Here is a 20,916-nt window from a genome sequence, read left to right on the forward strand (position 1 = left end):
GTGCGCTCCCTGACGTGGTGCCGATCTGGCCAGTGTGCACCACGCCCCGGACGGGCGTCCGCAGCCCCGCGCGGGACCGCGGACGCGTCCGGGCTCACCAGCGGGGCATGCTCGGGGTGGTCCAGGCGGGGTCGGTGAGGCGCATCGCCGCCGCGTCGTCGCGGTCGCGCAGGGCGCCGTCGTCGTTCAGCCAGCGTTCGTGGAGGAACCTCAGGCGGTCGTGGTCGAGTTCGACGCCCAGGCCGGGTGCGTCGGACACGGTGATCTTGCCGTCGTCGAAGGTGAGGCGTTCGGTGAGGACGTCCTCGGACTGCCAGGGGTAGTGGGAGTCGCAGGCGTGGTGGAGGCCGGGGACGGTGGCCGCGACGTGGGTCATGGCGGCGAGGCTGATCCCGAGATGGGTGTTGGAGTGCATGGAGACGCCGACGCCGAACGTGCGGCAGACGGCGGCGAGTTGCTGGGTGTTGCGCAGTCCGCCCCAGTAGTGGTGGTCGGAGAGCACGACCTGCACGGCGTCCTTGGCGAACGCCTCGGCGATCTCCGCGAACGTGGTCACGCACATGTTGGTGGCGAGCGGGACGTCGGTCCCGGCGGCGACCTCGGCCATCGCGGCGGTGCCGAGCGCGGGGTCCTCCAGGTACTCCAGCACGTCCCCGAGCTCCTCGGCGACCCGCAGTGAAGTCGCCACGCTCCAGGCCCCGTTGGGGTCGAGCCGCAGGGGGTGTCCGGGGAACGCCTCGGCGAGGGCGCGCACGGCGGCGATCTCCTCGTCGGGCGGGAAGACGCCGCCCTTGAGCTTGAACGAGGTGAAGCCGTGCCGCTCCTTGAAGCGGCGGGCCTGCTCGACCACGCCGGCCGGGTCGACGGCGGCCCCCCAGTCGTCCTTCTCGCAGGCCACGCCCTCGGGATGGCCGGCCCACTTGTAGAAGAGGTAGGCGCTGTACTCGACGGTGTCGCGCACCTTGCCGCCGAGGAGGGTGTGGACGGGCAGCCCGAGCGTCTTGCCGAGCGCGTCGAGGCAGGCGACCTCGAACGCGGAGACGACGGAGAGCCGCAGCTTGTCGGCGGTCTGCACCCCGCGCAGCCCTCCCACGTCCACCTGACCGCAGACACGGGAGTCGTCGACGGCCACCGCGCCCGCGAGGACGAACAGCCCGTTCAGATCACCGACCTGACGTCTGGTCAGTCGTGCGGCGAGGGGGCGGGCCAGCTCCAGGTACTTGGTGTCGCCGTAGGTCTCCCCGATGCCCGTGACCCCGCCGGCGGTCGTGACCTCCACGATCAGCCGGGGGGTGTACGGCTGGTGGACGCCCTGCGTGTTCAGCAGCGGCGGGTCGGCGACGAGGATCGGGGTCAGCCGTACGTCCGCGATGGTGAGGTCCACATCCCACTCCTGTCTACGTATGAAGACGAACGCTAGGTAGGTGAACACACCCGCGTCAACGGGGCACGCCCCGAGCGCGCCGGAAACCCGGATGTCAGGCGACGGAGCGGCCTGGTCGTCGAGGCGCGCCGGACTACCATCGGCGCATGTCGGAGACTGGCGGCGTCCGCGAGGTGAAGTCCGCCGCGCGCACGGTGGAGCTGCTGGAGCTGCTCGCGGCGCGCGGGGACCGTCCGGCGCGCCTTCAGGAGCTGGCGGACGAGCTGGACGTGCCGCGCAGTTCGATGTACGCGCTGCTGCAGACCCTGATCGGCCGCGGCTGGGTCCGCACCGACGTCACCGGCTCGCTCTACGGCATCGGCATCCACGCCCTGCTGACCGGCACGAGCTACCTCGACTCCGACCCGCGGGTCCGGCTGGTGCGCCCGTATCTCGACGAGGCGTCCGAGGCGCTGGGGGAGACGATCCACCTGGGCCGGCTGGACGGGCGCGACGTGGCCTATCTGGCGACCCGCGAGTCGCACGAGTACCTGCGCACGATCAGCAGGGTCGGCCGCCGGCTCCCCGCGCACGTGGGCGCGCTGGGCAAGGCGCTGCTGGCCGAACGCCCCGACGCGGAGCTGCCCGAGGGCCCGTACGCGGCGCTCACCCCGCGGTCGCACACGAGCCGCGCCGCGCTTCTCGCCGACCTGATGGAGGTGCGGGCGCGCGGCTACTCCGTGGACCGCGAGGAGGGCGTGAGCGGCATCGTCGGCTTCGGCTTCGCGCTGCGCTACGACACGCCCGCGCAGGACGCGATCAGCTGCTCGGTGCCGGTGGCCCGGCTGACGCCGGCGCACGAGGCGCGGATCGTCGCGGTGATGCGGGAGACCAGGGCGCGGATCGAATCGACGGCGCCGAGGGCGACCGGGTCGGTCGACTGGCGTTAGCCGCCGACCCAAGGACCGTGACGGCGAAGGCTGTTACCCGGCCTTCACCGCACCAAACCTGACGTGATCCACATCACCCGGCCCGAGCTACTGTTCGCAACCGCTTGCTTGATACAAATTGCCCGCGCGTTCCTGTCCGTCGACGGTCGGCGCCCCTCCCCCCTTTTCGAGCCGCCCCTTTCGCACGCCCAGGAACGCCCGTGTTCGCCCCCCGCACCACTCCCTGGCCCCTCGTCGCCCTTTTCACGGCCGGGTACCTCGCCCCCTATCTGCTGCCCACCGTCGTCGGCCGGCTGGACGCGGGGCTTGCGCTGTCCGCCACCGAGGCCGGCGCCGTCGGCAGCGCCCTGCTGCTGAGTTCGGCCTCGGCCGGCTTCGCCCTCGCCTCCCGGGTGGAGCGGATCGGCGCCCGCACCCTGGCCCGGTTCGGGCTCGTACTGGCCGTGCTCGGCTACGGCGGGGCCGCCCTCGCCGGCAGCGTGCCCGCGGTGGTCGCGGGCGCGGTCCTCGGCGGGTTCGGCTCCGGTACGGCCACGACGGTCGCCGCGACCCGGATCGCCGCCCAGCCCGACCCGCACCGAGCCTCCACGCTCGGCCTGCTCGGCGTCTCCGCCCTCGCGGGGGCCGTCTATCTGACGGTCCCGCACCTGGGCCCCGGGCACGGGCAGCCGCTGGCGGCGATCGCGCTGACCGCCCTCGCCGTGTGGCCGTCCACGAGCCGGCTCCCGGACCGCACGGTCACCGCCCCGGCCCGGCAGGGCTCGGCCGGCTCCCGGCTCCCCCATCTGCGGTCGGGGCTGGTGCTCGCCGTGGCGATGCCGTGCTGGTCGCTCGTGCAGAACTCCCTGTGGGGGGTCAGCGGGCGGATCGGCCTGACGCAGGCGCACCTCACCGAGGCCACCGTCGGCGTGGTGTTCGCGGTGGCCCTGGGGGCCGGGCTGCTGGGGGTGCTGGGCGCCGGCGCGCTCGGCCCGCGGCTCGGCCGGGCCGCGCCGATCGGCGGCGGGACCGTGCTGATCGCCGGGTGCGTCGCGCTGAGCGCGTCCGCGACCGGGCTGGGCAGCTTCGCGGCCGGCGAGATCGCCTGGAACGTGCTCTACCCGATCGTGCTGTCGTACCTGATCGGACTGGCCGCCTCGCTCGACCCGCGCGGCCGCTGGGCGGTGCTCGTCGGGTCGGCGTCCTCGCTGGGGACGGCGGCCGGCCCGCTGACCGGGAGTCTGCTGTCGGCGCAGGCCGGGTTCCCCACGATGGGGCTGGTCCTGGGCGCCGGTCTGCTGGTCGTCGCCGTCCCCATGACCGCCGTCGCCCTGCACACGGGCGGACGCCCGCTGCTGGCGGGCGCGGTGCGCCGGCGCGGCGGCACCCCGGCGGCCGTGGTCGCCGCGGCCACCGGCGCGCCGAACGGCTCGGTGCCGCAGGTCGGCGCGCCCGAGCAGCCGGTCGTGGACATCTCCCTGGACACCCCGGTCGCGCCCGTGCGGGGCGCGTACGACACGGCCGGCCCCCGGCGGGCGGGCGCCGGGGACTGACCGGGGGCGGGTCAGAAGGCGTAGGCCTCCACCTCGGCCAGGTACCGGGCCCGCAGTTCCTCGTCGTCCTCCAGGAAGGAGGCGACGAAGGAGTTGCGGGCCAGCTCGCGCAGCCGCTCCTCGTCCAGACCCAGCGTCCGCCGTACGGCGTCGAAGTTGTCGCCGGCGTAGCCGCCGAAGTAGGCCGGGTCGTCGGAGTTGACCGTGCACAGCAGCCCGGCGTCGAGCATCGCGGGCAGCGGGTGGTCGGCGAGGGTGTCGACGGCGCGCAGCCGGACGTTGGACAGCGGGCACAGCGTCAGCGGGATCCGCTCGCGCACCAGCCGCGCCACCAGCTCCGGGTCCTCCATGCAGCGCAGCCCGTGGTCGACACGCTCGACGCCGAGCACGTCCAGCGCCTCGGTGATGTACTCGGGCGGCCCCTCCTCGCCGGCGTGCGCGACCCGGCGCAGCCCCAGCGCGGCGGCGGCCTCGTACACCTCGCGGAACTTCACCGGCGGGTGCCCCACCTCGGCCGAGTCGAGCCCGACTCCGGTGATCCTGTCCAGGTACGGCTTCGCCGCGTCCAGGGTGGCGAGGGCCGACTCGGCGGACTCGTCGCGCAGGAAGCACAGGATGAGCCGGGTGGAGACGCCGTGCCGCTCCCGGCTGCGGCCGAGGGCCCGCCACAGCCCCTCGACGACCGTGCCCATCGACACCCCCCGGTCGAGGTGGGCCTGCGGGTCGAAGAAGATCTCCGCGTGGCGCACACCCTGCGCGGCCGCCCGTGCGAGGTAGGCGTCGGCGAGGTCCTCGAAGTCCCGCTCGGTGCGCAGGACTGCCATCAGCTCGTAGTACAGGTTCAGGAAGGACTGGAGATCCTCGAACCGGTACGCCTCACGCAGTTCCTCGGTGTCCTTGTACGGCAGCGACACCCCGTTGCGGGCGGCCAGCTCGAAGGCCAGCTCGGGCTCCAGGGTGCCTTCGATGTGCAGGTGCAGTTCAGCTTTGGGGAGGGACATCAAAGCATCGTACGGCCGCTTCACCGCCGTTTCGGAACCGGCACTCGCAGCAGGTCGTGCGCGACGGTCAGCTCTCCGTCGAACCCGGCGGCCCTCGCCTGCCGCTCGAACTCCCCGGGGTCGGAGTAGCGCTGACTGAAGTGGGTGAGGACGAGATGCCGCACCCCGGCGTCCCGGGCGGCCCGCGCCGCCTGACCTGCCGTCAGGTGACCGTGCTCGATGGCGAGTTCGACGTCGTCGTCGAGGAACGTGGACTCGATCACCAGCATGTCGCAGCCCTCGGCGAGCGCGTGCACGCCGTCGCACAGCCTGGTGTCCATGACGAACGCGAACCGCTGCCCGCGCCGCACCTCGCTGACGTCCTCCAGGGTGACGCCGCCGATCGCGCCCTCCCGCTGGATCCGCCCCACGTCGGGCCCCCTCAGCCCGTGTGCGGCGAGCCGGTCGGGCAGCATGCGGCGGCCGTCCGGCTCGACCAGGCGGTAGCCGTAGGACTCCACCGGGTGCGACAGCCGGCGCGCCTCCAAGGTGTACGAGCCGGTCGTCACCAGCGGCCCGTCCGCGTCGACCGGGGCCTCGGTGACGCCGACGGTCTCGCGGTAGGCGGTGGCGTACCGGAGCCGGTCGAAGAAGCGCTGCCCGGAGCGCGGGTAGTGGGCGGTGACCGGGTGCGGCACCTTGTCGAGGTTGACGCGCTGGATGACCCCGGCGAGACCGAGGGAGTGGTCGCCGTGGAAGTGGGTGACGCAGATCCGGTTCAGGTCGTGTGCGGCGACGCCGGCGCGCACCATCTGGCGCTGGGTGCCCTCGCCGGGGTCGAAGAGGAGGCCCTCGCCGTCCCAGCGCAGGAAGTAGCCGTTGTGGTTGCGGTGCCGGGTCGGGACCTGGCTGGCGGTGCCGAGGACGACCAACTCACGTACGGACACGGCGGGTTATCCGGGGGGCCAGTGCAGGCCGCGGCCGCCGAGGAGGTGCGCGTGGGCGTGCCAGACGGTCTGGCCGGCGCCGCTGCCGGTGTTGAAGACGGTGCGGTAGCTGTCCAGCTTCTCCAGGTCGGCGACGGTCTGCGTCTCGCGGAGGACGTCGGCGGCGAGCTGGGGCGCTTCGGCGGCGAGGGTGGCGGCGTCCTGGTGGTGCGCCTTGGGGATCACCAGGATGTGGGTGGGGGCCTGGGGGTTGATGTCCCGGAAGGCGAGGGTGGTCTCCGTCTCGCGGACGATGGTCGCGGGGACATGGCCCTCGACGATCTTGCAGAACAGGCAGTCGTCCTGCGGTTCCCCTGCCATACGGGTCTCCTCTTCTCGCCGGTGATCTCTGTGGGGGCATGGTATCGACCGCCGCCCGGTCGCGGGCGGAGGCGGATTTCCGCTCACCCTTCTCCCGAGGGAGTCGGGTGGTGGGTGGGCATATGCCGGGGTCCAGGGGGCGGAGAGCCCCCTGGTTCGGGACTGCGATGCAGGGTCACTGCACCGTAGGGGGCACCTTCGCCGGCGTCGATTCCAGTGCGGCCAGCGCCAGCGACACCGCCTCGTCCAGCTGGACGTCCCGGCCCGCCGCGTGGTCCTGGGGGCGGACGACGACCTCGACGTCGGGGTCGACGCCGTGGTTCTCCACCCCCCACCCGTAGCCCTCCAGCCAGATCGCGTACTTCGGCTGGGTGATCAGCGTCCCGTCGACCAGGCGGTACCGGCTGTCGATGCCGATCGTCCCGCCCCACGTGCGCGTGCCCACCACGGGACCGATCCCGAGCGCCTTGACCGCGGCGTTCACGATGTCCCCGTCGGAGCCGGAGAACTCGTTGGCGACGGCGACGACGGGCCCGCGCGGCGCGTCCTCCGGGTAGCTGGTGGGCCGCATCCCGCGCGGCACGTCCCAGCCGACGATGCGCCGCGCCAGCTTCTCCACCACCAGCTGGGAGGTGTGCCCGCCCCGGTTCTCCCGCACGTCGACGACGAGCCCCTCGCGGGCCACCTCGATGCGCAGGTCCCGGTGGAGCTGCGCCCAGCCGGAGCCGACCATGTCGGGGACGTGCAGATAGCCGAGCCGCCCGCCGGACTTCTCGTGCACGTAGGCCCGCCGGTCCGCGACCCACGCGTGGTAGCGCAGCGCCTCCTCGTCGTCGGTCGGCACGACCACGGCGTGCCGCGGCTCGCCCCCGCCGGCCGGCGAGATCGTCAGCTCGACCGCCTTGCCGGCGGTGCCGACGAGCAGCGGTCCGGGACCGGTGACCGGGTCGACGGGATGCCCGGCGACGGCGGCGATCGCGTCGCCGGGGCGCACGGCGACGCCGGGCGCGGCGAGCGGGGAGCGGGCGTCGGGGTCGGAGGTCTCCGCCGGCAGGATTCGGTCGATGCGCCAGCTGCCGTCCTCGTGACGGGAGATGTCGGCGCCCAGCAGGCCCTGGCGGGCGCCGCCGCCGTAGCCGCCGCGGGGCATGACGTAGGCGTGCGAGGTGCCGAGTTCGCCGTGCACCTCCCACAGCAGGTCGACCAGGTCGTCCTTGGTCGCCACCCGCTCAAGGATCGGGCGGTAGCGGTCGAGGACGCCGTCCCAGTCGACGCCGCCGAGGTCGGGCCGCCAGAAGTTGTCCCGCATGACGCGGCCGGTCTCGTCGTACATCTGCCGCCACTCGGCGGCCGGGTCCACCGTCTGGCGTACCCGGCCGAGGTCGACGGTGATGTTGGAGTCGCTGTCCTCGTCGCCGGAGGCGCGCCGGTCGCTGGGGACGACCTTCAGCTTGTGGTCGGTCCACAGCAGCAGCCGCTTGCCGTCGCCGCTGACGTCGAAGTCCTCGACGTCGGAGGCGAGATGGTCCAGGCGGCGGTGGGCGAGGTCGTAGCGCTCCAGCTCGGTGTGCGGGTCGGGGTCGTCGGGCGTGGCGCGGGAGGCGCCGAGGACGCCGCGCACCGGGTGGCGCAGCCAGAGCACGCCGTCCTTGGCGGCGCGCAGCGTGGAGTAGCGGGCGGCCTCGACGGGGAAGGGGATGATCCGGTCGGCCAGGCCTTCGAGGTCGATGCGGGTGGCCGGGGTGCCCTCGCTGTCGGGGGTCTCGTCCTTGTCGGGGGCCTCGAAGGGCCGGCCGTGCCGCTGCGGGCCGAACGGGGAGGGGGTGGTGGCGGCCAGCGTGACGAGGTGCGGGCGGGCGCCGGCGACGAAGGACAGGTCGAAGGCGTGCTCGTCGTAGACGGGGTCGAAGGCGCGGGTGGACAGGAACGCGAGGTGCTTGCCGTCGAGGGTGAAGGCGGGCGCGAAGTCCCGGAAGCGCAGCGGGGTCGCCTCGGTGACCGACAGGTCGGTGGTGTTGGCGAGCTTGAGCTGGCTGAGCGGGCGCGGGCCGGGGTGCGACCAGGCGAGCCAGCCGGAGTCGGGTGAGAAGACCAGGTCGCCGACCTCGCCGTCGGCGCTGCGGTCGACCTCGCGGACCTCGCCGGTCTCCCGTTCGACGAGCAGCAGCCGCCCGTCGTGCGCGGCGACGGCGGCCCGGCTGCCGTCGGGGGACATGGCCAGTTCCAGGACCCGGCCGAGGCGTCCGGCGGCGAGCCGGCGCGGGGCCGCGCCGGGGGCCGCCCCGGTGGCGGGGGCGAACTCCAGGGCGTCCTCGCCCTCGGCGTCCGTCACCCACACCACCCACTCCTCGCCCTCCACGCGGAAGGTGTGCGGCAGCCGGGCCCGCACGCCCGGCTCGGCGGCCAGCGCGCGGGCGGGCCCGTGGCGGTGGGTGACCCAGTGGATCGCGCCGCGGATCTCCACGGCGCTGCCGCGGGCGGTGTGGTCGGGCATCGCGGAGCCCATCCAGCGGGCGGCGGCGACCGGGAACGGCCGCCGGTCGGTGCGCTGTCCGCCGAGGCGGACGTCGAGGCGGCGCGGCTCGGCCCCGTCGAGGTCGTCGAGGATCCACAGCTCGCCGCCGCTGACGTACACGATCCGGCTGCCGTCGCCGGCGGCCTGCCGGGCGTAGAAGCCGTCGAGCGGGGTGTGCCGGCGCAGGTCGGAGCCGTCGGCGAGGGAGGAGTAGAGCGCGCCGACGCCCTCGTGGTCGGAGAGGAAGGCGATCCGGTCGCCCGCCCACACCGGGTATTCGATGTTGCCGCCGAGGTCTTCGTGCAGCCGGGTGAACTCCCCGGCACCTTCTCCGTCGCCGACGGACCGGTCGATCCACAGCTTGCCCGCGGTGCCGCCCCGGTAGCGCTTCCAGTGGGCGGCCTCGCGGCTCATGGTCGCGGACAGCAGCACGGTGTGCGGGCCGTGGGCGACGCCGCCGACGGGGCCGTACGGCAGGACCGTCGAGGGTCCGCCGTCGAGCGGGACGGCGTGCGCCCAGCTGCGGCGCAGGCTGGCCTGGCCGTGTGCGGTGAGCGCGAGGACCTGTCCTTCGGGGGTCCAGCCGTGCACCTGGGTGCGCCAACACCCCCAGTACGTCAGCCTGGTGGACGGTCCGCCGTCGACGGGGGCGATGTGCGCCTCGGGGGCGCCGTCGCGGGTGGAGGTCCAGGCGACGGTCGTGCCGTCGGGTGAGATGCGCGGTGTGGAGACGGGCACGTTGTCGGCGCTGACCCGCCAGGCGCGGCCGCCGTCGAGGGGGGCGAGCCACACGTCGTCCTCGGCGGTGAAGGCCACCAGTTCGCCGTGCAGATGCGGGTATCGGATGTACGCAGCAGGCGTCGCGGACTGTGTCACCCGATCACTCTAGGCAAGGGCGCGGGCCGTGAACAGGGGCTTCAGGGGTCCTTGCCACTACTTGCCCTCGACCGGTCCGCAACGGGTGTCCGACGGGCACCAGATGGTCCGGGTGACGGTCACGGTGACCGTGGGCCGCGCCGGCCGGCCCGGATTCGCGGAGGGCGGCGGTTGCAGCGGTGAGGGCGTCGCGGACGCGCAGTCGCCGAGTCCGCTGACCCGGAAGACCTGTCTGCCGCCCACCTGCGCGCGGAGGTCGCCGCGTACGCAGGAGCCGTCGACGGCGCGGGTGACCGTGCCGTCGACCTCGATGTCCCGGCCGTCGTCGGTCCGGCCCTGGCACTTGACCGAGGCGACGGTCTCCTCCCCCGCCGAGGTGCGGCCCTTGCCGTAGTCGGCGGTGCAGGTCAGCCACTGAACGTCCGTTTTGCGGCGGGCCAGTTCGGCCGTGGCGGCCTCGTCGGTGGTGTACGCCACGGACGCGGCGCTCAGCCCGCCCGGATCGCACGCCGCGAGCCCGCCCACGGCCACGAGCGCGAGTGCCGCCACCGCGGCCGTGCGTGTCCCCGGCCGTCCTGCCCGCATGCGTCGTAAAGCCCCCATGCGGGCAGACTGCCACCGCCGCGGCGGTCGCGGTAGAGCGCGTGCCGCCCCTCACGCGCCTCGAACAGCGCCCGTACGGGCGTCCTTCAGGACCAGCGGCCGGTGCGGCCGAGGAGCAGGGCGGTGGCGGCGGTGCCGGCGGTCGAGGTGCGCAGCACGGTGCGGCCGAGGATGTACGGCTTCGCGCCCGCCTCCCTGAACAGCGCCAACTCGTCGGAGGCCACGCCCCCTTCGGGTCCGACGACCAGCACGATGTCTCCCCGGTCGGGGAGTTCGGCGGTGGCGAGGCGCTCGCTTCCCTGCTCGAAGTCCGAGTGGAGCACGGCGGCGAAGTCCGCGCCGGCGAGAAGTGCCGCCACCTGCTTGGTGGTCGCCGCGTCCGCGACCTCGGGGAAGCGCACCCGGCGGGACTGCTTGCCGGCCTCGCGGGCGGTGGCCCGCCACTTCGCCAGCGCCTTGGCGCCCCGCTCGCCCTTCCACTGCGTGATGCAGCGTGCGGCGGACCACGGGACGATGCGGTCGACGCCGGTCTCGGTCATCGTCTCGACGGCCAGCTCCCCCCGGTCGCCCTTGGGCAGCGCCTGCACGACGGTGATGCGGGGCTGTTCCTCGGGCTCCTCGTGGATGCTCTCCAGGTCCGTGACGACCAGCCGGTCCTTGCCCTCGGCGGCCTTGACGACGCCCTCGGCCCAGCGCCCGCGCCCGTCGGTGAGGACGACGTCCTCGCCGGGCCGCAGCCGCTTCACGGAGACGGCGTGCCGCCCCTCCGGGCCGTCGAGGACGACCTCCCCGCCGCTGAGGTCGGGGACCTTCAGCGGATCGAGCACGAACACCGGAGCCGTCATCGCTCCGCACCTCCTTCTGCGCCGGCCGCCGACGCGGTCCACACCGCGTCCGTCTCGGCCGCCAGTACCTCCACCAGCTCACCGGCCGGCATGTCCCGGGCCATCCGGTGGCCCTGCCCCGCCCACAGAGCCATGCCCTGCGCGTCGCCCGCCGCGGCGGCCGCCTTGCGCAGCGGCGCGGTGAGGTGGTGCACCTCGGGGTAGGCGGCGGGCGCGTAGCGTCCGTGCTCGCGCAGGAAGCGGTTGACCAGGCCGCGGGCCGGGCGGCCGGTGAACGCGCGGGTCAGCCGGGTGCACACGAACAACGGGTTCGTCAGCGCCTCCTTGTGCGCGGCGGCCGCGCCGGACTCGGGCGTGGGCACGAACGCGGTGCCGAGCTGGACGGCGCTCGCGCCCGCCGCGAGGGCGGCGGCGATCTGGCTGCCGCGCATGATGCCGCCGGCGGCGACGAGGGGCAGCCCGACCGCCTCACGGACCTGGGCGATCAGCGACAGCAGTCCGATGCCGGAGCCGTCGTTCTCGGGGACGTCCCGGTGGGTGCCCTGGTGACCGCCGGCCTCCACGCCCTGCACGATCACCGCGTCCGCGCCGGCCCGTTCCACGGCGAGCGCCTCCTCGACGGTCGTGGCCGTGACCAGCGTGACCGTCCCGGCCCTGCGCAGCGAGGCCAGCGCCTCGGGGCTCGGCACGCCGAAGTGGAAGGACACCGCCGCCACCGGGTCGTCGAGCAGCACGGCGAGCTTGGCGTCGTAGCCGTCGTCGCGCCCGCTGTCCGGGTCGCCGAGTTCCGTGCCGTACCAGGCGGCCTCGCCGGCCAGTTGGTGGGCGTACACCTCGACGGCGCCGGTCTCGGCATGCTCGGGCTGCGGCATGAAGAGGTTCACGCCGAAGGGCCGGGAGGTGAGCCCGCGCAACTGCTTGATCTCCCGGTACATCCCGTCGGCGGTCTTGTACCCGCCGGCGAGGAAGCCGAGCCCTCCGGCCTCGGACACGGCGGCGGCGAGCCGGGGCACGGAGACGCCGCCCGCCATGGGGGCCTGCACGATCGGATGGCGGAGAAGACCGGCCAGCGCGAAGGACATGACCGCATGGTGTCACGTCCCGGCGCCCTGTCCCGCCGGGGGCTCCGCCCCCGCCTCACCGCCCGTTGAAGGCGTCCTTCAGCCGGGAGAACAGCCCCTGCTGGCCGGGCTGGAACTGCCCCTGGGGGCGCTCCTCCCCGCGCAGCTTCGCCAGTTCGCGCAGCAGCCGCTCCTGCTCCGGGTCCAGCTTGGTGGGCGTCTGGACCTCCACGTGCACGATGAGGTCGCCGCGCCCGCCGCCGCGCAGGTGCGTCACTCCGCGCTGGTGCAGCGGAATGGACTGCCCCGACTGCGTGCCGGGCCGGATGTCGACCTCCTCCGGCCCGTCCAGCGTCTCCAGCGGCACCTTCGTGCCGAGCGACGCCGCGGTCATCGGGAGGGTGACCGTGCAGTGCAGGTCGTCGCCGCGCCGCTGGAACATCGCGTGCGGCAGTTCGTGGATCTCGACGTAGAGGTCGCCGGCCGGGCCGCCGCCCGGTCCGACCTCGCCCTCGCCGGCGAGCTGGATGCGGGTGCCGTTGTCGACGCCGGCCGGGATCTTCACCGTCAGCGTGCGCCGCGACCGGACCCGTCCGTCGCCCGCGCACTCGGGGCACGGGGTGGGCACCACGGTGCCGAAGCCCTGGCACTGGGGGCAGGGACGCGAGGTCATGACCTGGCCCAGGAAGGACCGCGTCACCTGCGACACCTCACCGCGGCCGCGGCACATGTCGCAGGTCTGGGCGGTGGTGCCGGGCGCCGCGCCCTCGCCGCTGCAGGTGGTGCAGACGATCGCGGTGTCGACCTGGATGTCCTTGGTGGTGCCGAACGCGGCCTCCTCCAGGTCCACCTCCAGCCGGATCATCGCGTCCTGCCCGCGCCGGGTGCGCGACCTCGGGCCCCGCTGGGACGCCGTGCCGAAGAACGCGTCCATGATGTCGGAGAAGTTGCCGAAGCCACCGGCGCCGAAGCCGCCCGCGCCACCGCCGCCGGCCTGGGAGAGCGGGTCGCCGCCGAGGTCGTAGACCTGCTTCTTCTGCGGGTCCGACAGCACCTCGTAAGCGGCGTTGATCTCCTTGAACCGCTCCTGGGTCTTCGGATCGGGGTTGACGTCCGGGTGCAGCTCGCGGGCGAGCCGCCGGAAGGCCTTCTTGATCTCTTCCTGCGACGCGTCGCGGCGCACGCCGAGAACGGCGTAGTAGTCCGTGGCCACTTACGACTCCGCCAGGATCTGTCCGACGTACCGTGCCACTGCGCGTACCGCTCCCATCGTTCCCGGGTAATCCATGCGGGTCGGTCCGACCACGCCGAGCTTGGCGACTGCCTCTCCGCCCGAACCGTAGCCGACCGACACCACGGAAGTGGAGTTGAGTCCCTCGTAGGCGTTCTCGTGCCCGATACGCACGATCATGCCCGAATCCCCCGCCTCGCCCAGGAGTTTGAGGAGCACGACCTGCTCCTCGAGGGCCTCCAGGACGGGCCGGATGGTGAGGGGAAAGTCATGTCCGAAGCGGGTGAGATTGGCGGTGCCGCCGATCATCAGCCGCTCCTCGTTCTCCTCGACGAGCGTCTCCAGCAGGGTGGAGAGCACCGTCGAGACCGTGCCGCGGTCCTCCGCCTCGAAGGCCTCAGGCAGATCCTCCACCAGAGGCGGCACATCGGTGAACCGGCGGCCCGCGACCCGGCTGTTGAGCCGGGCGCGCAGGTCCGCGAGCGAGGGCTCGCCGAACGGCGCGGGGCAGTCCACCAGCCGCTGCTCGACCCGCCCGGTGTCCGTGATCAGCACGAGCATGAGGCGGGCCGGGGCGAGCGAGAGCAGTTCCACGTGCCGCACCGTGGACCGGGTCAGCGACGGGTACTGCACGACGGCGACCTGGCGGGTGAGCTGCGCGAGCAGCCGGACCGTCCGCGCGACGACGTCGTCGAGGTCGACGGCGCCGTCGAGGAAGTTCTGGATGGCGCGCCGCTCGGGCGCGGTCATCGGCTTGACGCCGGCGAGCTTGTCGACGAAGAGCCGGTAGCCCTTGTCGGTGGGGATGCGTCCGGCGCTGGTGTGCGGCTGGGCGATGTAGCCCTCGTCCTCCAGGGCGGCCATGTCGTTGCGGACCGTCGCCGGGGACACGCCGAGGTTGTGGCGCTCGGTGAGCGCCTTGGAGCCGACCGGCTCCTCGGTGCCGACGTAGTCCTGGACGATGGCGCGCAGCACCTTCAGCCGTCGTTCACTCAGCATCCGCGCACACCTCCAGTGCTTCGTCCCCTTGGCGCCTTCCCTGGCACTCGTCACATCCGAGTGCCAGCGTTCCCCGGTCAGTGTACGGCCGTGGGGTGCGCGGGGGGCAAGGTCGGTCCGGTCGCATGCCGGCCGACGGGTTCGTCACGGTTAGCGTCGCGGTATGACGGTCACTTGGGAAGAGCTGGGTTGGGAGCAGGTCGCGGCGGGGGTCGGACGGCGGCGGCTGCCGGGCTGGGACTGCACGGCGGGGCTGGTCGTGGGGACCGGTGCGGTGCTGCTGATCGACGCGGGTTCGAGCCTCGCGGAGGGCGCACGGCTGCGGGCGGAGGCGGAGCGGCTCGCCGGACGCCGTGTGACTCATCTCGCGCTCACCCACCCCCATTTCGACCACGTGTTCGGGGCGGCGGCGTTCGCGGGCGCGGAGGTGTTCGCGGCGGTGGGCGCCGAGTCGGTGTTCGCGCGGGAGCGGGCCGAGCTGCACGCGGACGCGGTGCGCAACGGGCTGGACGAGGCGGCGGCGACGGAGGCCGTGGACGCCCTGGTGCGGCCCCGCCACCTGGTCTCCGGGGAGTGGACCCTGGACATGGGCGGCGGGCGTCAGGTCCTGCTGGCGAACGTGGGCCCCGGCCACACGGCGCACGACCTTGCGGTGCTGGTGCCGGGGTCGCCGGAGGCGGTGTTCTGCGGCGACCTGGTGGAGGAGTCCGGCGAGCCCCAGGCCGGGCCGGACGCGGTGCCCTCGCAGTGGCCGGCCGCCCTCGACCGCCTGCTCGCCCTCGGCGGCGCGGACGCGCGGTACGTGCCCGGTCACGGGGCGGTCGTGGACGCGGCGTTCGTGCGGGCGCAGCGGGACGCCCTGGCCGCCCGTTTCGGCGTGTCGCCGTGACAGCGCCTCGGCTTCTCCTATCGTCGTCCGAATGCGCCAGTACTCCGCCGATCTGACCCCGTCCTGGAAGAAGCCGCAGCCGGTCCCCGAGGTCGCGGCGGAGCCCGGCCTGGTGGTGGAGGAGCCCGGCAGCGGCTTCTGCGGCGCGGTGATCCGCTGCGAGGCGGGCACGGTCACCCTGGAGGACCGTTTCGGCAAGCACCGGGTGTTCCCGCTGGAGCCGCGCGGGTTCCTGCTGGAGGGCCGCACGGTGACCCTGGTACGGCCCGCGTCGGGCGGCCCGGCGCGACCCGCCCGCACGGCCTCGGGTTCGGTGGCCGTGCCCGGCGCACGCGCGCGTGTGGCCCGCGCCGGCCGGATCTACGTCGAGGGGCGGCACGACGCCGAGCTGGTCGAGAAGGTGTGGGGCGACGACCTGCGCGTCGAGGGCGTGGTGGTGGAGTACCTGGAGGGCGTCGACGATCTCCCGGCGGTCGTCGAGGAGTTCGCGCCGGGACCGGACGCGCGGCTCGGCGTCCTGGTGGACCATCTGGTCCCGGGCACGAAGGAGTGGCGGATCGCACAGTCGGTGACCAGCGAGCACGCGCTCGTGGTGGGCCACCCGTACATCGACGTCTGGGAGGCGGTGAAGCCGTCGGCCCTGGGCATCGAGGCATGGCCGCGCGTGCCGCACGGCCAGGACTGGAAGACGGGGGTGTGCCGGGCGCTGGGCTGGCCGCCGGAGAACACGGGGGCGGTGTGGCAGGCGATTCTGGCGCGCGTGGGTTCGTACCGGGATCTGGAGCCGGAGCTGTTGGGCGCCGTGGAACGGCTGATCGACCACGTGACCGTGCCCTGATCCGCGCAGGTTCGTTGACCGGACGGGGTCTGGTGGACCGCTCTCCGCCCGCGCGGAGGTGTCCCGTCGATCAGTTCGTCCACCCGGCCGAGCAGCTCGTGCTCCCCGCCGCTGCGGGGGTCGGCCTCAGTCCACCAGGTCCCGCACCACCGCGTCCGCCAGGAGCCGCCCGCGCAGCGTCAGCACCGCGCGTCCCGCCTCGTACGGCTCCTCCTGGAGCAGTCCCTCCCCCAGCGCACGCCGGGAGGCCGCGAGCCCTTCATCCCGCAGCAGCGACAGCGGGGCCCCCTCCAGCAGCCGCAGTTCCAGCAGGATGCGCTCGACCCGGCGGTCCTCGTCCGTGAGGAGTTCGCGGCCGGCGCCCGGGGAGCGGCCCGCCGCCAGCGCCGTCGCGTACGCCCCCGGGTGCTTGACGTTCCACCAGCGGACCCCGCCGACGTGGCTGTGGGCGCCCGGCCCGGCGCCCCACCAGTCGGCGCCGCGCCAGTACAGCTCGTTGTGCAGACAGCGGGCCTGCGGCGAGGTGGCCCAGTTGGACACCTCGTACCAGTGGTAGCCGGCCGCGGTGAGGGTCTCCTCGGCGATGAGGTAGCGGTCGGCGTGCGCGTCGTCGTCGGTCATCGGGATCTCGCCCCGGCGGATGCGGCGGGCGAGCTGGGTGCCCTCCTCGACGATCAGGGCGTAGGCGCTGACGTGGTCCGGGCCGGCGTCGAGCACGGCGTCCAGGGAGGCCCGCCAGTCGTCGTCCGACTCGCCCGGCGTGCCGTAGATCAGGTCCAGGTTGACGTGCTCGAAGCCCGCCGCCCGCGCTTCCGCCACGCAGGCCTCGGGCCGGCCGGGGGTGTGGGTGCGGTCGAGGATCCGCAGCACGTGCTGCCGGGCGCTCTGCATGCCGAGGGAGACCCGGTTGAACCCTCCCTCGCGCAGGGCCGCGAGGTACGCCGGGTCGACGGACTCCGGGTTCGCCTCCGTGGTCACCTCCGCGTCGGCCGCGAGTCCGAACTCCTCGCGGATCGCGCCCAGCATCCGCACGAGGTCGCCCGCGGCCAGCAGCGTGGGCGTGCCGCCGCCGACGAACACCGTCCGCACCTCGCGCGGATCGTCTCCCAGCACCTTGCGGGCGAGCCGGATCTCGTCGATCAGGGTGTCGGCGTAGTTGTCGCGGGAGGCGAGCACACCGCCGGTGCCGCGCAGCTCGGTGGCGGTGTAGGTGTTGAAGTCGCAGTACCCGCAACGGCTCGCGCAGTAGGGCACGTGCAGGTAGAAGCCGAGGGGCCGGTCGGCCGCCCCGGCGAGCGCGGACGAGGGCAGCGCACCGTCGTCGGGAACGGGCTCACCGTCGGGGAGTGCGGAAGGCATGTGCTCCATTGTCCCGCACCCGGCGGCCCGCCCTCCCCGCCCCGGCCGCCGCTACTCGGTCTGGAGCACCAGCAGGGCCAGGTCGTCCTCCGGGGGGTCGTCGCCGAAGGCGTGGACGAGGTCGCGGACGCGTTCGGCGATCAGGTCGGCGTCGAGGCCGGCGCATCCGGCCAGCGCGAGGGCCAGGCCGTCACCGTCGTCGAACTGGCGCGGTCCCGAGCGGCGCTCGGTGACGCCGTCGGTCACGCACAGCAGGGTGTCGCCGGGCCGCAGCTCCAGGGTCTCGCTGGTGTACGTGGCGTCCTCGACGACCCCGAGGAGGGTCTGCGGGTGGGCCGCCGTGGCGACCGTCCCGTCGGGTCCGAGCAGCAGCGGCAGCGGGTGCCCGGCGGAGGCGAGGGTGCAGCGGACCCCGCCGTCGAAGGGGACGAGCTCGCCGTAGAGGAGCGAGAGGAAGCGGGTCTGCGGCCCGTCCGCCGGTCCGGCCGGGCCGACGAAGGCACGGGCCGCGGCGTCGGCGGCCTCGGTGGCGTCGTCGAGGAGCAGTTGGTTGAGGCGGTCCAGGACGTCCGGGACGCCGTACCCCTCCCGGGCCAGCAGCCGCAGCCAGGGCCGGGCGAGGCCGATGACGACGGCCGCCTCCGGTCCCTTGCCCTGCACGTCGCCCACGGCGAAGCACCAGCGGCCGTGGCCCGCCGGGAACAGGTCGTAGAAGTCGCCGCTCGGGCCGCCCTGCTCGCGCGGCTCGTACACGAGGGCGCTGCGCAGTCCCGGTATCTCGGCGACCGCGCCGGGCAGCAGGCCGCGCTGGAGGACGGCGCTGATGGTGACCTGGCGGGCGTACTGGCGGGCCGCGCCGATGGCGAGCGCCACACGGCGGCCGAGGTCCTCGACCAGCCCGGTGATCTCGTCGGGGAAGCGCAGCAGCCCGGCCCGGCCGATGACGAGCGTGCCGAGCGGGCGGCCGCCGGCGATCAGCCGGTAGGCGAGGGCGGAGCCGCCCGGGCCGAGCGCCTCGGCGGGCCAGGGGAAGGCGGTGGGCCCGGAGCCCGCCGCGTCGGGCGGGTGCGAGGGGTGCGGCGGGTCCTTCTCCAGGGTCCGGCGCAGTTCCTCGGTGTGGTGCTCGCCGGCGTGGCAGACGCGGGCCAGCCGTGGTCCGGGCCCGCCCGTGCCGTCGCCCCAGCCGCGCGCGCTGAGTTCGTCCTCCAGCCACACCGCGCACCAGTCCGCCAGCCGCGGCACGAGCAACTGGCCGGTGAGCGCGGCGACCAGGTCCTCGTCCAGCTGCCCGGCGAGCAGGTCGGAGGCCTCGGCGAGGAAGGAGAGCGCGCCCCGGCCGAGCCAGTCCCGGGCGTGGGGGACGGAGGCGGGCAAGCGGGCGGGGGCGTCTGTGCCGGCGGTGGCGGGGGCGGTGTCGGTCCCGGTGCTGGTGGTACGGGCGGCAGGGGCGGCGTCGGGGCGGGCCGTGCCGGTGCCGGCGGTCGGGGCGGCTGCGGCGGGGGCGGTGTACGCGGGCATGGGCGCGTCGTCGCCGTACGCCTGCCCGGCGTTCGCGGTGTTCTCCGCGATCGGCCCCAGCCGTGCCCACACCGTCTTCGTGCCCCGGCGGTACGTCACGCCCCACGCCTCCGCCAGCGTCGCGACCAGTTGCAGCCCGCGGCCGTACTCCGGGGTGTCGTGGGGCGGTTCGGGCGTGCCGTCGCGCGGGGCGCGGGAGGGGTGGTGGTCGGAGACCTCCACGACGACGGCGTACGCCTCGGGCTCGTCGTCCTCCGCGAGGCACAGCCGGCACACCAGGTCGATGTCGGTGCCGGCGTGCACGACCGCGTTGGTGACCAGCTCGCTGACGACGAGCACGGCGTCCTCCGCGAGCCGCCCGGCGAGGTGCTCCCCACCGGGCAGGCCGAGGCCGCTCCACTCCGTCAGCGCGGCGTGCACGAGGTCGCGGGCGGCGCCGGGCGCGTGGGAGCCGCCGGCCAGGGTCGCGCGCGTGCGCGCCGGGAGCTCGCCCGGGCGGGCGGACGCGCCGCCGGGCCGGTACACGGTCTCCCGTTGCGTAGGAATGACCCCCATGCGCAGCTCCTCGGACGGTCGACGTTTCGAGCCTCGACCTGACGACCGGCCCTCGGTCTTCGGACGATTACGCCTCTCCGGACGCCGTCAGAGTGACAGACTGACCATGCCCATAAGCGCCGAGTTATCGAAGTGGGCCGTCATGAGTGAGAACAGTGCTCCGCATGTGCTCGAAGACGGACGTATTGAGGGCGGGATTCGAGCATCCGAGCTGCGCCCGCTGCTCGCGGCGATGACCGCCGCCCGCGACGGCGACTTCACGAAGCTGCCGGAGACGGGCGACGGGATCGCGGCCGAACTGACGTCCGTCTTCAACCAGATCCTGGACCGCAGCGTGCATTTCAACGCCGAGGTCCGCCGGGTGAAGCGGGAGGTGGTGCGCCACGGCCGTCTGGACGAGCGCCTGTCGGCCAGTCCCGGCCACGGCAGCTGGGCCACGCGGGTGGACGACGTCAACCAGTTGCTGGACGCCCTGGTGGCCCCCGCGGCCAACGCGACGCGCGTCCTGGACGCGGTGGCCGGCGGGGATCTGACCCAGCGGGTCGATCTGCACGACGGGACCAGGGAGTTGCGCGGCGATCTGCGCCGGCTGGGCCGGACCGTGAACAGGACGGTGGACCAACTGTCCCTGTTCACCGGCGAGGTGACCCGGGTCGCCCGCGAGGTCGGCACCGAGGGCCGGCTCGGCGGCCGGGCCAAGGTGCAGGGTCTTTCGGGCAGTTGGCGGGACGTGACCGAGGCGGTCAACACCATGGCGTCCCGGCTGACGGCGCAGGTGCGGGACATCGCCCTGGTGACGACGGCGGTGGCGCGCGGCGACCTGACCCGCACGGTGACGGTCGAGGCGACCGGCGAGCTGCTGGAGCTGAAGCTGACCGTCAACACGATGGTCGACCAGCTCTCCGCGTTCGCCGACGAGGTGACCCGCGTCGCCCGCGAGGTCGGCACCGAGGGCCAGTTGGGCGGCCGCGCGCAGGTGCGGGGCGTGTCGGGCGTGTGGAAGGACCTCACCGACAACGTCAACTTCATGGCGTCGAACCTGACCTCGCAGGTGCGCAACATCGCCCAGGTGACCACCGCCGTCGCCAACGGCGACCTCAGTCAGAAGATCACCGTGGACGCGCAGGGGGAGATCCTGGAGCTGAAGTCGACGATCAACACCATGGTCGACCAGCTCTCCGCCTTCGCCGACGAGGTCACCCGCGTCGCCCGCGAGGTCGGCACCGAGGGCAACCTCGGCGGCCGGGCCCAGGTGCGAGGCGTCTCCGGCGTCTGGAAGGACCTCACCGACAACGTCAACTTCATGGCGGACAACCTCACTTCGCAGGTCCGCAACATCGCCCTCGTCTCCACGGCCGTCGCGCAGGGAGATCTCGGCAAGAAGATCACGGTGGAGGCGAAGGGGGAGATCCTGGAGCTGAAGTCGACGATCAACACCATGGTCGACCAGCTCTCCGCCTTCGCCGACGAGGTCACCCGCGTCGCCCGCGAGGTC

Annotated in this window: 17 protein-coding genes; 5 read left to right on the forward strand and 12 right to left on the reverse strand. The window is 73.9% G+C overall.

Annotated features, from left to right (window positions below):
- Positions 1–94: 94 nt before the first annotated feature.
- A complete protein-coding gene (locus ACFYXA_RS16400) occupies positions 95–1,384 on the reverse strand; it encodes a glucarate dehydratase family protein (protein ID WP_352245076.1) in 1,290 nt (429 codons plus the stop codon).
- 146 nt (positions 1,385–1,530) lie between these two features.
- Here ACFYXA_RS16400 and ACFYXA_RS16405 point away from each other — a divergent pair, with 146 nt between their 5' ends.
- Both ACFYXA_RS16405 and ACFYXA_RS16410 read left to right on the forward strand, forming a co-directional pair.
- Positions 1,531–2,313, forward strand: coding sequence for an IclR family transcriptional regulator (locus ACFYXA_RS16405; RefSeq protein ID WP_352245077.1), 783 nt, complete (start codon positions 1,531–1,533; stop codon positions 2,311–2,313).
- A 200-nt stretch (positions 2,314–2,513) separates the two neighbouring features.
- Positions 2,514–3,845: an MFS transporter gene (locus tag ACFYXA_RS16410; protein ID WP_352245078.1), complete on the forward strand. Its 1,332-nt coding sequence runs from the start codon at positions 2,514–2,516 to the stop codon at positions 3,843–3,845.
- Positions 3,846–3,856: 11 nt separating this feature from the next.
- Here ACFYXA_RS16410 and ACFYXA_RS16415 read toward each other — a convergent pair whose 3' ends face one another.
- From ACFYXA_RS16415 to hrcA, 9 genes are all read right to left on the reverse strand, one after another.
- On the reverse strand, positions 3,857–4,846 hold the full coding sequence (locus ACFYXA_RS16415) for an adenosine deaminase (protein ID WP_352245079.1): 990 nt from the start codon (positions 4,844–4,846) through the stop codon (positions 3,857–3,859).
- 20 nt (positions 4,847–4,866) lie between these two features.
- A complete protein-coding gene (locus tag ACFYXA_RS16420; protein ID WP_352245080.1) occupies positions 4,867–5,772 on the reverse strand; it encodes a ribonuclease Z in 906 nt (301 codons plus the stop codon).
- Between the two features lie 6 nt (positions 5,773–5,778).
- The gene (locus ACFYXA_RS16425; RefSeq protein ID WP_352245081.1) at positions 5,779–6,132 is read right to left on the reverse strand and encodes a histidine triad nucleotide-binding protein; all 354 of its coding nucleotides are present in this window, start codon (positions 6,130–6,132) and stop codon (positions 5,779–5,781) included.
- 175 nt (positions 6,133–6,307) lie between these two features.
- The gene (locus ACFYXA_RS16430) at positions 6,308–9,523 is read right to left on the reverse strand and encodes a S41 family peptidase (protein ID WP_389033105.1); all 3,216 of its coding nucleotides are present in this window, start codon (positions 9,521–9,523) and stop codon (positions 6,308–6,310) included.
- Between the two features lie 57 nt (positions 9,524–9,580).
- Positions 9,581–10,126, reverse strand: coding sequence for a hypothetical protein (locus ACFYXA_RS16435; protein WP_389033108.1), 546 nt, complete (start codon positions 10,124–10,126; stop codon positions 9,581–9,583).
- 86 nt (positions 10,127–10,212) lie between these two features.
- Complete coding sequence (locus ACFYXA_RS16440; RefSeq protein WP_389033111.1) at positions 10,213–10,971, reverse strand: 16S rRNA (uracil(1498)-N(3))-methyltransferase; 759 nt, start codon at positions 10,969–10,971, stop codon at positions 10,213–10,215.
- Positions 10,968–12,053, reverse strand: a complete 1,086-nt coding sequence (locus ACFYXA_RS16445) for a nitronate monooxygenase (protein ID WP_389033114.1) — start codon at positions 12,051–12,053, stop codon at positions 10,968–10,970. The genes ACFYXA_RS16440 and ACFYXA_RS16445 overlap by 4 nt, the downstream gene beginning before the upstream one ends.
- A gap of 55 nt (positions 12,054–12,108) precedes the next feature.
- Positions 12,109–13,245 (reverse strand): molecular chaperone DnaJ, encoded by a 1,137-nt coding sequence (dnaJ, locus tag ACFYXA_RS16450; protein ID WP_389033117.1) that lies wholly within the window; start codon positions 13,243–13,245, stop codon positions 12,109–12,111.
- Entirely contained in the window at positions 13,246–14,262 is a 1,017-nt protein-coding gene (gene hrcA, locus ACFYXA_RS16455) for a heat-inducible transcriptional repressor HrcA (protein ID WP_389033120.1), read from the reverse strand.
- A gap of 163 nt (positions 14,263–14,425) precedes the next feature.
- On the opposite strand from hrcA, the gene ACFYXA_RS16460 reads away from it, so the two are divergent.
- Together ACFYXA_RS16460 and ACFYXA_RS16465 are read left to right on the forward strand one after the other, a co-directional pair.
- Positions 14,426–15,151, forward strand: coding sequence for an MBL fold metallo-hydrolase (locus ACFYXA_RS16460; RefSeq protein WP_352245087.1), 726 nt, complete (start codon positions 14,426–14,428; stop codon positions 15,149–15,151).
- 31 nt (positions 15,152–15,182) lie between these two features.
- Positions 15,183–15,989 carry a DUF3097 domain-containing protein gene (locus ACFYXA_RS16465; protein WP_352245088.1) on the forward strand — a complete coding sequence of 269 codons (807 nt, stop codon included), beginning with the start codon at positions 15,183–15,185 and terminating at the stop codon, positions 15,987–15,989.
- Between the two features lie 126 nt (positions 15,990–16,115).
- Here ACFYXA_RS16465 and hemW read toward each other — a convergent pair whose 3' ends face one another.
- Positions 16,116–17,348 (reverse strand): radical SAM family heme chaperone HemW, encoded by a 1,233-nt coding sequence (gene hemW, locus ACFYXA_RS16470; RefSeq protein ID WP_352245089.1) that lies wholly within the window; start codon positions 17,346–17,348, stop codon positions 16,116–16,118.
- Between the two features lie 51 nt (positions 17,349–17,399).
- Positions 17,400–19,421: a SpoIIE family protein phosphatase gene (locus ACFYXA_RS16475; protein ID WP_389033124.1), complete on the reverse strand. Its 2,022-nt coding sequence runs from the start codon at positions 19,419–19,421 to the stop codon at positions 17,400–17,402.
- Between the two features lie 142 nt (positions 19,422–19,563).
- On the opposite strand from ACFYXA_RS16475, the gene ACFYXA_RS16480 reads away from it, so the two are divergent.
- Positions 19,564–20,916: HAMP domain-containing protein (locus ACFYXA_RS16480; RefSeq protein WP_389033127.1), on the forward strand; the 1,353-nt coding region annotated here is incomplete at its 3' end.

Source organism: Streptomyces sp. NPDC002566 (assembly GCF_042889585.1).
In the GTDB taxonomy this organism is placed as follows: domain Bacteria; phylum Actinomycetota; class Actinomycetes; order Streptomycetales; family Streptomycetaceae; genus Streptomyces.

Coding starts and splice junctions, on each gene's coding strand:
- ACFYXA_RS16405 (WP_352245077.1), top strand. CDS start 1,531: ATGTCGGAGACTGGCGGCGTCCGCGAGGTGAAGTCCGCCGCGCGCACG.
- ACFYXA_RS16415 (WP_352245079.1), bottom strand. CDS start 4,846: ATGTCCCTCCCCAAAGCTGAACTGCACCTGCACATCGAAGGCACCCTG.
- ACFYXA_RS16425 (WP_352245081.1), bottom strand. CDS start 6,132: ATGGCAGGGGAACCGCAGGACGACTGCCTGTTCTGCAAGATCGTCGAG.
- ACFYXA_RS16435 (WP_389033108.1), bottom strand. CDS start 10,126: ATGGGGGCTTTACGACGCATGCGGGCAGGACGGCCGGGGACACGCACG.
- ACFYXA_RS16440 (WP_389033111.1), bottom strand. CDS start 10,971: ATGACGGCTCCGGTGTTCGTGCTCGATCCGCTGAAGGTCCCCGACCTC.
- ACFYXA_RS16445 (WP_389033114.1), bottom strand. CDS start 12,053: ATGTCCTTCGCGCTGGCCGGTCTTCTCCGCCATCCGATCGTGCAGGCC.
- hrcA (WP_389033120.1), bottom strand. CDS start 14,262: ATGCTGAGTGAACGACGGCTGAAGGTGCTGCGCGCCATCGTCCAGGAC.
- ACFYXA_RS16460 (WP_352245087.1), top strand. CDS start 14,426: ATGACGGTCACTTGGGAAGAGCTGGGTTGGGAGCAGGTCGCGGCGGGG.
- ACFYXA_RS16465 (WP_352245088.1), top strand. CDS start 15,183: ATGCGCCAGTACTCCGCCGATCTGACCCCGTCCTGGAAGAAGCCGCAG.
- hemW (WP_352245089.1), bottom strand. CDS start 17,348: ATGCCTTCCGCACTCCCCGACGGTGAGCCCGTTCCCGACGACGGTGCG.
- ACFYXA_RS16475 (WP_389033124.1), bottom strand. CDS start 19,421: ATGGGGGTCATTCCTACGCAACGGGAGACCGTGTACCGGCCCGGCGGC.